The 12,286-nt window shown below is 72.0% G+C and carries 15 protein-coding genes; 6 read left to right on the forward strand and 9 right to left on the reverse strand.

What is annotated here, in order from left to right:
• Positions 1-70: 70 nt before the first annotated feature.
• The 3 genes from E6R60_RS24085 to E6R60_RS24095 all read right to left on the reverse strand — a co-directional run bounded on the left by E6R60_RS24085 (position 71) and on the right by E6R60_RS24095 (position 2,470).
• Positions 71-406 carry a DUF3817 domain-containing protein gene (locus tag E6R60_RS24085; protein WP_136328717.1) on the reverse strand — a complete coding sequence of 112 codons (336 nt, stop codon included), beginning with the start codon at positions 404-406 and terminating at the stop codon, positions 71-73.
• Positions 407-471: 65 nt separating this feature from the next.
• Positions 472-981 (reverse strand): MarR family transcriptional regulator, encoded by a 510-nt coding sequence (locus E6R60_RS24090; protein ID WP_136328718.1) that lies wholly within the window; start codon positions 979-981, stop codon positions 472-474.
• Between the two features lie 10 nt (positions 982-991).
• Positions 992-2,470: an MFS transporter gene (locus E6R60_RS24095; protein WP_136328719.1), complete on the reverse strand. Its 1,479-nt coding sequence runs from the start codon at positions 2,468-2,470 to the stop codon at positions 992-994.
• A 73-nt stretch (positions 2,471-2,543) separates the two neighbouring features.
• On the opposite strand from E6R60_RS24095, the gene E6R60_RS24100 reads away from it, so the two are divergent.
• Positions 2,544-3,527, forward strand: coding sequence for a DUF5937 family protein (locus E6R60_RS24100; protein ID WP_136328720.1), 984 nt, complete (start codon positions 2,544-2,546; stop codon positions 3,525-3,527).
• A 51-nt stretch (positions 3,528-3,578) separates the two neighbouring features.
• On the opposite strand, the gene E6R60_RS24105 is transcribed toward E6R60_RS24100, so the two are convergent.
• Entirely contained in the window at positions 3,579-3,872 is a 294-nt protein-coding gene (locus E6R60_RS24105; RefSeq protein ID WP_030971479.1) for an MTH1187 family thiamine-binding protein, read from the reverse strand.
• A complete protein-coding gene (locus E6R60_RS24110) occupies positions 3,869-4,219 on the reverse strand; it encodes a DUF3817 domain-containing protein (protein WP_136328721.1) in 351 nt (116 codons plus the stop codon). Before E6R60_RS24110 ends, E6R60_RS24105 begins: the two co-directional genes overlap by 4 nt.
• 257 nt (positions 4,220-4,476) lie before the next feature.
• Between E6R60_RS24110 and E6R60_RS24115 the strand changes: the two genes are divergently transcribed.
• The 4 genes from E6R60_RS24115 (at position 4,477) to E6R60_RS24130 (ending at position 7,104) form a co-directional block, all read left to right on the forward strand.
• Positions 4,477-5,109: an AIM24 family protein gene (locus E6R60_RS24115; RefSeq protein ID WP_136328827.1), complete on the forward strand. Its 633-nt coding sequence runs from the start codon at positions 4,477-4,479 to the stop codon at positions 5,107-5,109.
• A complete protein-coding gene (locus E6R60_RS24120; RefSeq protein WP_136328722.1) occupies positions 5,109-5,759 on the forward strand; it encodes an AIM24 family protein in 651 nt (216 codons plus the stop codon). Before E6R60_RS24115 ends, E6R60_RS24120 begins: the two co-directional genes overlap by 1 nt.
• Positions 5,756-6,433: an AIM24 family protein gene (locus E6R60_RS24125; RefSeq protein WP_136328723.1), complete on the forward strand. Its 678-nt coding sequence runs from the start codon at positions 5,756-5,758 to the stop codon at positions 6,431-6,433. The genes E6R60_RS24120 and E6R60_RS24125 overlap by 4 nt, the downstream gene beginning before the upstream one ends.
• A 194-nt stretch (positions 6,434-6,627) precedes the next feature.
• On the forward strand, positions 6,628-7,104 hold the full coding sequence (locus E6R60_RS24130) for a MarR family transcriptional regulator (RefSeq protein WP_136328724.1): 477 nt from the start codon (positions 6,628-6,630) through the stop codon (positions 7,102-7,104).
• Between the two features lie 13 nt (positions 7,105-7,117).
• Here the strand turns inward: E6R60_RS24130 and E6R60_RS24135 are convergent, their stop codons facing one another.
• Both E6R60_RS24135 and E6R60_RS24140 read right to left on the reverse strand, forming a co-directional pair.
• Entirely contained in the window at positions 7,118-8,572 is a 1,455-nt protein-coding gene (locus tag E6R60_RS24135) for a HAMP domain-containing sensor histidine kinase (RefSeq protein ID WP_136328725.1), read from the reverse strand.
• Positions 8,569-9,228 (reverse strand): response regulator transcription factor, encoded by a 660-nt coding sequence (locus E6R60_RS24140; RefSeq protein WP_136328726.1) that lies wholly within the window; start codon positions 9,226-9,228, stop codon positions 8,569-8,571. Before E6R60_RS24140 ends, E6R60_RS24135 begins: the two co-directional genes overlap by 4 nt.
• Before the next feature lie 118 nt (positions 9,229-9,346).
• Between E6R60_RS24140 and E6R60_RS24145 the strand changes: the two genes are divergently transcribed.
• Positions 9,347-9,904 (forward strand): PepSY domain-containing protein, encoded by a 558-nt coding sequence (locus tag E6R60_RS24145; RefSeq protein ID WP_136328727.1) that lies wholly within the window; start codon positions 9,347-9,349, stop codon positions 9,902-9,904.
• Between the two features lie 77 nt (positions 9,905-9,981).
• On the opposite strand, the gene meaB is transcribed toward E6R60_RS24145, so the two are convergent.
• Positions 9,982-10,944, reverse strand: a complete 963-nt coding sequence (gene meaB / locus E6R60_RS24150; protein ID WP_136328728.1) for a methylmalonyl Co-A mutase-associated GTPase MeaB — start codon at positions 10,942-10,944, stop codon at positions 9,982-9,984.
• 28 nt (positions 10,945-10,972) lie between these two features.
• Complete coding sequence (locus E6R60_RS24155) at positions 10,973-12,175, reverse strand: acetyl-CoA C-acetyltransferase (protein ID WP_136328729.1); 1,203 nt, start codon at positions 12,173-12,175, stop codon at positions 10,973-10,975.
• Positions 12,176-12,286 lie beyond the last annotated feature (111 nt).

Genomic DNA, 12,286 nt, shown 5'->3' on the forward strand with positions numbered 1-12,286 from the left:
CTAGGACGTCCTAGTAAATGTCGATGACAAACCGCCCGGCGCTTCGCGCGGGGCGGTTCGGGGTCAGCTGTCAGGCCTTCGCGGGGGCCGCGGGCGTCGGGTCCGCGATCAGAGGCTCGACCTCGCGGACGACCTTGCGCTCGACGAAGAACGCGGCCGTCGGGATCGTGCCGGAGAGCAGCACCCAGGCCAGCTTGCCCATCGGCCACTTCGCCTTGGACCCGAGGTCGAAGGCGAAGATCAGGTAGATGATGTACAGCACGCCGTGGATCTGGGAGACGACGAGGGTCAGCCCCTCACCCTTCTCGAAGCCGTATTTGAAGATCATGCACACGCAGAGGATCAGCAACATGACGGCGGTGACGTAAGCCATCACCCGATAGCGGGTCAGCACACTGCGTTTCATGCCATCGAGCGTAACCGGCAGCCCGGGGCGATCTTGCGGCGGGCCCGCGGCCGGAGAGGGCCCGCTCAGTTCTCCTCGAAGTCGTGGGCGGCGATGCGCAGCGGACGCAGGAGCGCGAAGATCTCCTCGCACTCCTCGGCGTCGTACACGCCGAGGCCGAACTCCATCGCGACCAGGTCACGGGTGGCGGACTCCACGACCTCGCGGCCCTTGTCCGTGATGGACGCGAGCGTTCCGCGGCCGTCGTTCGGGTTGGGGCGCTTGGCGACGAGCCCGGAGCGCACCAGCCGGTCCACGGTGTTCGTCACGGAGGTGGGGTGGACCATCAGCCGCTCGCCGATCTTGGACATCGGCAGCTCGCCGGCCTTCGAGAAGGTGAGCAGCACCAGCGCCTCGTACCGCGCGAAGGTCAGTCCGTACGGTCTGACGACCGCGTCCACCTCGGCGAGCAGGATCTGCTGCGCCCGCATGATCGAGGTGATCGCCCCCATCGAGGGCACCGGGCCCCAGCGCTGCTGCCAGAGTTCGTCGGCGCGGGCGATGGGATCGAAGGGGAGACTGAGGGGCTTCGGCACGGCCACGACCTTACCCATGAGGAACTTCCGGCTCCTCCCCGTCTCGAACTTCGGTCCGATCACGGGCCGCGGGCACGATTCTGCGCACCTCGGCGACGAGCGGGACGAGGCACAGGGTGCCGATCAGCCCCGCACCGGCGACGACCTGGTGCACCGGGAAGAACTCGGCGGCCAGCCCCGCCAGGGCCATGCCGACGCCCTGGAGCGTCATCAGCCCGGAGGTGAGCAGGGTCATCGCCCGGCCGCGCAGCGCTTCGGGTACGGCGTCGACGAACCACTGGTCGAGCCCGATGTTGTACGCCGCTCCCACCCCGGCCAGCGCGAGTGCCACCAGCGTCAGCACGAGGCCGGGGCGCGTGGCGTACAGCAGGAGCGGCAGCAGCCCCGTGGCGGCGACCGGCAGGACGATCCGCGAGCGCACACGCGGGGTCAGCCGGCCGCCCACGTACAGCTCGGCGGCGATGTGCCCGACCGGCATCGCACACATCAGCAGACCGAGCGCGGCCGGGCCGAGGCCGATCGCGTCCGCGTACGGGGCGGCGAGGGCCTCCGGTGCGACGACGAACAGGGCGGGCACCCAGAAGAGCAGCATCAGCGCGCGGATGCGGCGGTCGGCGAGGACTGCGCGGGCCCCGGCCGGCGACCCCTTGAGCAGCGCTCCGCCTCGCTCGCCCCCGGTCCTGGCGGGCCGGTCGCGGGTGCCGAACCGGAGCAGGGCCGCGGAGCAGAGGAACGTGCCGGCGGTGAGGGTGATCGCCCCGCGCGCGGAGAGCGCCGCGAGCAGCACACCGCCGACGCCGAAGCCGGTCAGCAGCGCGCTCTGGGAGACGATGCGCAGCAGCGAGCGGCCCAGTACGTAGAGGTCTCCCTCGCCGAGGATGTCGGTGAGGGCGGCCATCCGCGTCCCGGTGAAGACCGGCGAGACGGCGGCGACGAGACAACGCAGCGCGAGGAGCCCGCCGACCGGGGTGCCCGGCAGCACCATGACCGCGACGCAGCCCGCGCAGATCAGATCGCAGGTGACCAGGACCCGGCGGGCCGGGTAGCGGTCGGCGACCCCGGCGAAGAGGGTGCCGCCGACGAGATACGGGAGGAAGCCGAGCGCGAAGGTGAGGGCGCTGAGCAGGGGCGAGGCGGTGAGGTCGTAGACGAGGACGGTGAGCGCGAGTTCGCTGACGACGACGCCGAGCAGCGAGAGCAGATGGGCGGCGAAGACGGCCCGGAACTCCCGCACCGCGAAGACCGCGCGGTATCCGCGGGGGGAGGGCTCGGAGGGTGCTTCGGGTGCCCGGTCCCGGAGCGCGGGCGACGGCTTCGGGTCAAGGGGGTCGGCGCGCTCCGGGGAAGGGGCCGGGGCCGGCACCGGTACGGAGGGGTGGGCGGTCGCGGCGCGGGGTGGGGCCGGCGCGGCGCAGGGGCCCGCCGGACCGGGTGGGGTGTCCGTCACGTCGCGGGGGCCGCCCGCCGGAGAGGAGCTGTTGCTCGGCATGACGGCAGCTTGGAGGCGCCGGGGCCCCCGTCCGTAGACTTTCGGCTGACGCCGAATCCCCGCGAGGCCCTTCATGCCGTTCCATCTCCATTTCGACGAGAACGACCTGCTCCGCTGCCGGTTCGCGCTCTCGCCGCTCTGGGAGACGCAGGCCGCGGTGCGCACCCTTCTGCGGCCCGGGCGGCACGGGTACCACGAGCCGTGGCTGCGGCGCATCCGGGAGGCGGCCGCGGGTCTCGACCTCGGACCGCTCTGGTCGTTGATGACGGACGGCGGACACAATCCGGACTTTCTCTGTCCGCCGCCGCTGGGGCCCTACGCCTCGTTCGAGGAGGAGATCGCCGGCGTACGCGCCACCGACCCCGCACTCATCCGGGAGGACCTGGCCCTGACGCTCGCCGACCAGCCCGGCGGGCTGGACTCCCCCGCCGGGCAGGCGCTGCTCGCCGACCCCGCGCGGGCGCTGCACGAGCTCACCGCGCTGCTCGAAGAGGCCTGGGGGACCCTGGTCGAGCCCGACTGGCCACGTCTGCGCGCCCTGCTGGAGGCCGACATCGCGTACCACTCGCGCCGGCTGGCCGAGGTCGGCTTCGCGCGGCTGCTCGGTGAGCTGAGCCCCCAGCTCCGGTGGACGGACTCCACCCTCACCCTGGTCGGGATGCGGGGCCGGCACTCGCGGGTGCTCGGGGGGCAGGGGCTCGTCCTGATGCCGAGCGTGTTCGCCTGGCCGGATGTGGTCAGCGGGTACGAACCGCCCTGGCTCCCCGCGGTGATCTACCCCGCGCGCGGGATCGGCGGGCTGTGGACCGAGGCGGGCGACAGCACCCCGGACGCCCTCGCCCGGCTGCTGGGACGGGCCAGGGCCGATGTGCTGTGCGCACTCGGCGAACCGGCCGGGACGAGCGCGCTCGCCCACCGGCTGGGCCTCGCCCCGTCCTCCGTCTCGGCCCATCTCTCGGTGCTGCGGGCGGCGGGACTGCTGACGTCGCGGCGGTACGGACACCAGGTGCTGTACGAACGGACACCGCTGGGGATCGCGCTGGCAGCGCCGCAATGACGGAAGCCCCCGCCCGGTGGGCGGAGGCTCCGGACGCGCGGCGCGGGGGCGTCAGTCCGCCAGGTAACGCTCCACCGTCTCGACCTTGGAGGTCAGACCGTCGGTGACGCCCGGGCGGATATCGGCCTTCAGCACGAGGGAGACGCGTCCGGCACGCGCCTCGACGGCCGCGACGGCGCGCTTGACGACGTCCATGACCTCGTCCCACTCCCCCTCGATGGACGTGAACATGGCGTCGGTGCGGTTGGGCAGCCCCGATTCGCGGACCACCCGGACGGCGTCGGCGACGTACTCGCCGACGTCCTCGCCGACCCCCAGCGGGCTGACGGAGAAGGCGACGATCATGCGCTGACCGTGCCTTCCCGGCGGGCGCGGGCGGCGATGACGCCGTCGGCCTCGTAGCGCTTGAGAACCTTGTCGCCGTACAGGCCGCCGAACGGCAGCACGCAGAGCAGGAAGAAGAACGCGACGCGCTTGAACGGCCACTTGGTCTTGTTCCAGACGTCCAGCAGCAGGACGACGTAGATCACGAACAGCACGCCGTGCAGCATGCCGAGCGGCATCATCAGGAAGTCGATGTCGGAGACCCGGCTCAGGACCGAGCCGAAGATGATCAGCGCGGGGAAGGACAGCGCCTCGGGAATCGAGATGAGGCGCAGCCGGTGCAGGGCGGTAGCGGTCTTGATGTCCACGGGGGCACCTTCGGTGGGAGGACGGTGACAGCTTGTGAACGCAGGCACAAGCGGCACCCATTGTGGCATCGCCGCGTGCGCTGCCCGGCGGCGGGGGCGGCACGCGCGGCCTCGCCGCCGCGTCCGTTCCGCAAGGGATACGTCCCGATAGCGTCCGCATCGGGTACCGGATCCGTATCAGGGGTGATTCAGGGGCCTGATCGCGTCCCCGGCCCTGTTCCGGCGGCGGTCCGTACCGCTACCTTCGCCGGGTGGCAATGTTCCGACTCCAAGGCAGCAAGACGCTCGCCGTCGACCTGGCCGGCGACGCCGTCAAGGCGAAGAACGGTTCGATGGTCGCGTACGACGGCCGGATGACCTTCAAGAAGATGACCGGCGGCGGTGAGGGCCTGCGCGGCATGGTGACCCGCCGGCTGACCGGTGAACAGATGGCCGTGATGGAGGTGTCGGGGCACGGCACCTGCTATTTCGCCGACCGCGCGACGGAGATCAACCTGGTCTCGCTGCGCGGCGAGAAGCTGTACGTCGAGGCGAGCAATCTGCTCTGCACCGACGCCGGGCTGCGCACCGGCACCACCTTCACCGGGCTGCGCGGCGGCGGGGCGGGCAACGGCCTGTTCACCACCACGGTCGAGGGCACCGGCCAGGCGGCGATCATGTCGGACGGCTCAGCGGTGGCCCTGCGCGTGTCCGCCCCGTACCCGCTCTCCGTGGACCCGGGCGCCTACATCGCCCACCAGGGCAACCTCCAGCAGCACTTCCAGTCCGGGGTGAACTTCCGGACGCTGATGGGCGAGGGGTCCGGCGAGTCCTTCCAGATCCGGTTCGAGGGCGAGGGGCTCGTCTACGTCCAGCCCAGCGAGCGGAACACGATCGGGGGTGATGTCTGATGCCGTTCCGAGAGATCAACTCGAAGATGGTCGAGGCGACGGTGGTCCCCGGCCAGAAGATGTTCAGCCAGCGCGGTGCGATGCTCGCCTACCGAGGCGAGGTCTCGTTCACGCCGAACATCCAGGGCGGGCAGGGCGGCGTGATGTCGATGATCGGCCGCCGGATGGCCAACGAGGCGACCCCGCTGATGACGGTCGAAGGCAGCGGCACGGTGATGTTCGGCCACGGCGGCCATCACATCCAGGTGATCAACCTGACCGGGGAGACCCTGTACGTGGAGGCCGACCGGCTGCTCGCCTTCGACGGGACGCTCCAGCAGGGCACCATGTTCATGGGCTCGCAGGGCGGGGTGATGGGCATGGTGCGCGGCCAGGTGACCGGGCAGGGCCTGTTCACCACCACCCTCAAGGGCCACGGCGCGGTGGCGGTGATGGCGCACGGCGGAGTCGTCGAGCTGCCGATCACTCCGGGCCGCGAGGTGCATGTGGATCCGCAGGCGTACGTCGCGCACCACGGCGACGTGACCAACAAGCTGTCCACCGCGCTCGGCTGGCGGGAGATGGTGGGGCGCGGTTCCGGCGAGGGGTTCCAGCTGGAGCTCAGCGGCAGTGGTGCGGTGTACGTCCAGGCGTCGGAGGAGAAGCTGTGAGCGGGCCCGTGGTCTTCGACCCGATGACGCTGCCGTCGGACGACAACGTCAACGCGTACACCTTCTGTGTGGAGCTCAAGGGGAGCCAGTGGTTCCTCCAGAAGGGGAAGATGATCGCCTACTACGGGCGGATCGACTTCAACGGCATCGGCCACGGCCGCTTCCAGGGCCTGGTCCGCACGAGCTTCCACTCGCCGCTGCACGCGAGCGACTGGGTGGTGGCCGAGGGCAGCGGCAAGATGCTGCTCGCGGACCGGGCCTTCGATGTGAACTCGTACGACCTGGACGACGGCAATCTGACGATCCGGTCCGGCAACCTCCTCGCGTACCAGCCGACGCTGGCCCTGAAGCAGTCGATCGTGCCGGGGTTCCTGACGCTGATCGGCACGGGGAAGTTCGTCGCCGCGTCCAACGGTCCGGTGGTCTTCATGGAGCCGCCGCTGCGGGTCGACCCGCAGGCGCTGGTCGGCTGGGCGGACTGCCCGTCGCCGTGCCACCACTACGACCACGGCTACATGGCGGGCGTGCTGGGCGGGCTGCGGGCGTTCACGGGGATCGGGGGCGCCTCGGGCGAGGAGCACCAGTTCGAGTTCGTGGGGGCCGGTACGGTGCTGCTCCAGTCCACCGAGGTGCTGATGGCCGAGCGCCAGGTGGGGGTTGTGGCGCAGCATTAGGGCTCGGGGGGCAGGGGTCAACCTGGATCCGTGCCCGGATGCCGGGCCGGCCGGGGACCTCCGGCACCGCTTCGGTCGGTGAGCGGTAGTCTGCGGAGTGTGACGTCGAACGTGTGCGCCCAGCCTGCGAGCGCGTGCCGGGCGTCACATCCCCCACTTCGTCCGGCTTTCAACTTCTTAGGTAGAATCCATATATGGAGACCGAGACGGCCACCCGCTGGCTGAGCGACGCGGAGCAGTGCGCCTGGCGCACCCACCTGGACGTCAGCAGGCTGCTGATGCACCAACTGGAGAAGGACCTCCAGCCGTTCGGCCTGACCAACAACGACTACGAGATCCTGGTGAATCTCTCCGAGTCGGACGACCAGCGCATGCGGATGAGCGACCTCGCCGGCGCCACCCTGCAGTCCAAGAGCAGGCTCTCGCACCAGATCACCCGCATGGAGACCGCGGGCCTGGTCCGCCGGGAGAACTGCGAGTCCGACCGCCGGGGACTGTACGCGGTCCTCACCGAAGCCGGCGCCGAGACGATGCGCAAGGTCGCGCCGCACCACGTCGCGTCGGTCCGCAAGCACTTCATGGACCTGCTCACGCCGGAGGCCCTGGAACAGCTGCACGCTGCCCTGACACCCGTCGCCGAGCACCTCCGCGGGCGGCGCGGCAAGCTCTGACCCCCCGGGGTCGTCAGCGGGCGTCCGGCAGCCACAGCGCGAACCGGGCGCCCCGCTCCCCCGCATCCGCCACCGTCAGCCGGCCCCCGTGCCGCACGGCCACATCGCGCGCGATGGCCAGGCCCAGGCCCGCCCCTCCCTCGTCGCGGCTGCGGGCGTCGTCGAGGCGGACGAACCGTTCGAAGATCCGCTCGCGCTCCGCCGCGGGCACCCCGTCCCCGTCGTCGGCGACCTCGACGGCCACGCCCCCGCCCTCCGCGCGCACGGCGACCGTCACCGCGGCCCGGGCGTGCCGTTCGGCGTTGTCCAGCAGATTGCCGATCACCCGGGCCAGCTGCGCACGCGAGCCGGCCACCTCGAAGCCCCCGCCCCCTCCCGGCACGGACACGGTGACCGGAATGCGGTCGCCGGTGCGCTGCGCGACCTCCTCACGGACCAGCGCGCCGAGATTTAGCACGGCCCCGCCCGGCCGCTCCCCGGCGTCCAGCCGGGCCAGCAGCAGCAGGTCGGCGGCCAGCGCCTGGAGCCGTACGGTGTCGGCGACCGCGCCCGGCACGTCCAGCAGCTGCGGGTGCGCGGCGCCCACCTCCAGCTGGGTGCGCAACGAGGCGATGGGGCTGCGCAGTTCGTGCGAGGCGTCGGCGACGAAGCGCCGCTGCCGCTCGACGGAGGCCTCCAGCGCGGTGAGCGTCTCGTTGGTCGTGCGGGCCAGGCGGGCGATCTCGTCGTGCGAACCGGGCTCCGGCACCCGCCTGCTCAGATCCTCGGACGCGGTGATCGCGGCCATCTCACGCCGGATGCCCTCGACCGGCCGCAGCGCCCGCCGCGTCACCAGCCACGTCACCCCGGCGACGACGAGGAGCACGACGGGCAGTCCGGCCAGCATCGCGCCGCGCACACTGCCGACGGCCCGCTGTTCGGCGGCGAGCGGCGCGCCCGCGTGCACGGTCAGGGTCACGCCCGCCGGGTCCGTGGCCTCGACGGAGGCGAAACGGTAGGCGGCGCTGTCGCCGTCGACTGTGGCGGCGCCGTTGGTGAAGTCCGGGTCGCCGGTGGAGACCTCGCCGCGGGGCGGGCCGGCGCCTCCCGGCCCCCGCTCGTCGTCATCGTCGTCGCCGTCCTCGCCACCGTGGCGGCCGGGGCCGGCGGAGGACCGCGCCACGGGCGTGACCCGCTCGCTACCGGTGCCGGAGATCGCCTCCAGGTCCTTGGAGACGGCCACCACCCGGCCGTCCTCATCGGTCACCTGGACCGGATGCTCCTCCTCGTCGCCCGTCCGCAGCTCGTCGTCCGGGACGCCGAGGGCCAGTTGCCCAGCGACCTCCCGGGCCGCGACCTCGGCCTGGAGGCCGGCCTGGTCGGTGAGGTTGGCGCGCAGGACGAGGAGGACGGCGAGCCCGGCGCCGGCCAGCGCCGGCGCGACCACCACGGTGGCCCCGAGCGCCGCCCTGGCCCGTACGGATCTCACCGCGCCTCCAGCCGGTAGCCCGCGCCGCGCACCGTCCGGATGGCCGCCGCGCCGAGCTTGCGGCGCAGGGCGCTGACGTACACCTCGACGATGTTCGGGTCGCCGTCGTAGGCGAAGTCCCAGACGTGCTCCAGGATGTCCGCCTTGCTCACCACCTGCCCCGCCCGCAGCACGAGCTGTTCCAGGACGGCGAACTCCTTCGTGGTGAGGGCGATCTCGTCCTCGCCGAGGCGGACCCTGCGGGCGGCGGTGTCCATGCGCAGGGAGCCGGCCGTGACCACCGGCGAGGCGGCGCCCGCCCGTCGCCGCAGCAGCGCCCGGATCCGGGCCACCAGCACCACGTAACTGAACGGTTTGGTCAGGTAGTCGTCGGCTCCCGTGTCGAGCCCCTCGGCCTCGTCGTACTCCCCGTCCTTCGCGGTCAGCATGAGGACGGGCACGTCGTGTCCGGCGGCGCGCAGGGCGCCGCAGACCCGGTAGCCGTTCATCCCCGGCAGCATGATGTCCAGGACGACGAGGTCGTAGACGCCTTCGGAGGCGCGGTGCAGCCCTTCGAGGCCGTCATGGACCACATCGACGGCGAACCCCTCGGCGGTGAGCCCCCGGGCCAGGGAGACCGCCAGCCGCTTCTCGTCCTCCACGATCAACAGACGCATGCGCACAGCGTCGCAAACCGAAGCTGAAGAAGGCTTCAGGTGGCTTCAGGGTGCGTTCAGCATCGCCCCGGCACGGTGGACCGCATCGCAACGGACATCCGACCGGGAGGAACCTCTCATGAAGCGAAAGATCGCCATCGCCGCCGTCACCGCGGCCGTACTCGTCGGCGGCGGGACCGCGACGGCCGTGGCCCTCGCGGACGACGACGGCCGGGACGCGGGCGTGGGCACCGCCCGCGTCACGGCCGCCGACGCGGCCTCCTCCGCTGTCCGGGCCGTCCCCGGGACGGTGAGCGAGGCGGAGCTCGACGACGAGGACGGCGGGCCGGTCTGGGAGCTGGATGTGTACGGCCCCGACGGGGTCCGGCACGAGGTGACGGTGGACGCGGACAACGGCAAGGTGCTCGGGAAACACACGTCCGACGGCGACGACCGCAACCGCCCCGCCCCGCGGTCGGCCCCGGTCACGCTGGGCACGGCTGCGGCCGCGGCGCTCAAGGCGTCCCCGGGCACGGTGACCTCGATCGAGCTGGACGGCCACGGCGGGAAGGCGGTGCGCTGGGAGGTCGGCGTCCGGGGCGGGGACGGCACGGCGCACGAGGTGGACGTGGACGCGAAGTCGGCCGCGGTCACCGTGGACCGCTCGGACGACGGGCGCGACGCGGACGACGACTGAGGCCGGTTCCCGGGGTGCACGCCGCGGCCCCGGCCCCCTCCCGGTGCGGCCGCACGCCGCACCGGGAACGGAGCCGGTCAGGCCTCGCCGGTGAGTCCCGCCACCAGTTCGTCCGCCGCCGCGTACGGATCGAGGCGGCCGGCCACGATGCGTGCGGCGAGGGCGTCCAGGCGGCGGTCGCCGTGGAGGTCGCCGATGCGTTCGCGCAGGCGGGTGACGGCGATCGTCTCGACCTCGCGGGCGGCGCGGGCGGTGCGCCGCTCGGCCAGGACGCCGTGCTCCTCCATCCACGCCCGGTGCTTCTCCAGGGCCTCGACGACCTCGTCGATGCCCTCGCCCCGGGCGGCGACCGTCTTCACGATCGGCGGCCGCCAGTCGCCGGGTCCCCGGGACTCCCCGAGGCCCAGCATGTGGTTGAGCTCGCGGGCGGTGGCGTCGGCGCCGTCCCGGTCGGCCTTGTTCACGACGTACACATCGCCGATCTCCAGGATTCCGGCCTTGGCCGCCTGGATGCCGTCGCCCATGCCCGGGGCGAGGAGGACGACGGAGGTGTCGGCCTGGGAGGCGATCTCCACCTCCGACTGGCCGACGCCGACCGTCTCCACCAGGATCACGTCGAATCCCGCCGCGTCCAGCACCCGGATCGCCTGCGGCGCCGACCAGGCGAGACCGCCCAGATGGCCGCGGGTGGCCATCGAGCGGATGTAGACACCCGGGTCCGAGGCGTGGTCCGACATCCGGACCCGGTCGCCGAGGAGCGCGCCGCCGGAGAACGGCGACGACGGGTCGACGGCGAGCACGGCGACCCGCTTGCCCTGGCGCCGGTAGGCGGCGACGAGCGCCGACGTCGATGTCGACTTGCCGACACCCGGCGATCCCGTCAGGCCGACGACACAGGCGTTGCCCGCCAGGGGCGCCAGCGCCGCCATCACCTCACGCAACTGCGGCGACGCCCCCTCCACCAGGGAGATGAGCCGGGCCACGGCCCGCGGCCTGCCCTCCCGTGCCTGCTCGACCAGGGTGGGGACGTCCACCTTCACGCTCGGCCTCCTCGCTCGCCCGTACCGACTACTTGCCCGGCACGCGGATGATCAACGCATCGCCCTGACCGCCGCCGCCGCAGAGCGCCGCCGCACCGGTGCCGCCGCCGCGCCGCTTGAGCTCCAGCGCCAGGTGCAGCACCACGCGGGCGCCGGACATCCCGATCGGGTGGCCGAGCGCGATGGCGCCGCCGTTGACGTTGACCTTGTCCGAGGTGACGCCGAGGTCCTTCATGGACTGGACGGCGACAGCCGCGAACGCCTCGTTGATCTCGATCAGGTCGAGGTCCTCGACGCCGATGCCCTCCTTCTTGAGGGCGTGACGGATGGCGCCCGAGGGCTGCGACTGGAGCGAGTTGTCCGGGCCGGCCACATTGCCGTGGGCGCCGATCTCGGCGATCCAGTCCAGGCCCAGCGCCTCGGCCTTGGCCTTGCTCATCACGACGACGGCGGCCGCACCGTCGGAGATCTGCGAGGAGGTGCCGGCCGTGATCGTGCCGTCCTTGGTGAAGGCCGGGCGCAGCTTGCCGAGGGACTCGGTGGTCGTCTCGGGGCGGATGCCCTCGTCCTTGGAGAAGAGGACCGGGTCGCCCTTGCGCTGCGGGATCTCGACCGGGGTGATCTCGGCCTCGAAGAGACCGTTCTTCTGCGCCGCGGCGGCCCGCTGGTGGGACAGGGCGCCGATCTCGTCCTGGGCCGCACGCGCCAGGCCGAGACGGGTGTTGTGCTTTTCGGTGGACTCGCCCATCGGGATGTTCTCGTAGGCATCGGTCAGGCCGTCGTACGCCATCGAGTCGAGCATCTCGATCGCGCCGTACTTGTAACCCTCGCGGGACTTCGGGAGCAGGTGCGGGGCGTTCGTCATGGACTCCTGGCCGCCGGCCACGACCACGTCGAACTCACCGGCGCGGATCAGCTGGTCCGCCAGGGCGATGGCGTCGAGCCCGGAGAGGCACACCTTGTTGACGGTGAGCGCCGGGACGTTCATCGGGATGCCGGCCTTGACGGCCGCCTGGCGCGCCGGGATCTGCCCTGCCCCGGCCTGCAGCACCTGGCCCATGATCACGTACTCGACCTGGTCGCCGCCGATGCCGGCCCGGTCCAGGGCCGCCTTGATGGCGAAGCCGCCGAGGTCGGCTCCGGAGAAGCTCTTCAGGGAGCCGAGGAGGCGGCCCATGGGCGTACGGGCGCCCGCGACGATCACTGAGGTGGTTCCGGTCGTTCCTGACATGAGGCGCAGCCCCTTGGGATCGATTGTGAACGAGGGTTTACATGAATGTACTGAGCGGTACCGCGCCCGTCATCCGGCAGCGGGTGTGATCGCGCGCACGTTGCGTAACCA

The sequence above is a fragment of the Streptomyces sp. A0642 genome (assembly GCF_004795105.1).
Classification (GTDB): Bacteria; Actinomycetota; Actinomycetes; order Streptomycetales; family Streptomycetaceae; genus Streptomyces.

Excerpts from the sequence above, each read along its gene's own strand:
- E6R60_RS24085 (WP_136328717.1), bottom strand. The coding sequence starts at position 406 with ATGAAACGCAGTGTGCTGACCCGCTATCGGGTGATGGCTTACGTCACC.
- E6R60_RS24095 (WP_136328719.1), bottom strand. The coding sequence starts at position 2,470 with ATGCCGAGCAACAGCTCCTCTCCGGCGGGCGGCCCCCGCGACGTGACG.
- E6R60_RS24100 (WP_136328720.1), top strand. The coding sequence starts at position 2,544 with ATGCCGTTCCATCTCCATTTCGACGAGAACGACCTGCTCCGCTGCCGG.
- E6R60_RS24105 (WP_030971479.1), bottom strand. The coding sequence starts at position 3,872 with ATGATCGTCGCCTTCTCCGTCAGCCCGCTGGGGGTCGGCGAGGACGTC.
- E6R60_RS24115 (WP_136328827.1), top strand. The coding sequence starts at position 4,477 with ATGTTCCGACTCCAAGGCAGCAAGACGCTCGCCGTCGACCTGGCCGGC.
- E6R60_RS24120 (WP_136328722.1), top strand. The coding sequence starts at position 5,109 with ATGCCGTTCCGAGAGATCAACTCGAAGATGGTCGAGGCGACGGTGGTC.
- E6R60_RS24130 (WP_136328724.1), top strand. The coding sequence starts at position 6,628 with ATGGAGACCGAGACGGCCACCCGCTGGCTGAGCGACGCGGAGCAGTGC.
- E6R60_RS24140 (WP_136328726.1), bottom strand. The coding sequence starts at position 9,228 with ATGCGTCTGTTGATCGTGGAGGACGAGAAGCGGCTGGCGGTCTCCCTG.
- E6R60_RS24145 (WP_136328727.1), top strand. The coding sequence starts at position 9,347 with ATGAAGCGAAAGATCGCCATCGCCGCCGTCACCGCGGCCGTACTCGTC.
- E6R60_RS24155 (WP_136328729.1), bottom strand. The coding sequence starts at position 12,175 with ATGTCAGGAACGACCGGAACCACCTCAGTGATCGTCGCGGGCGCCCGT.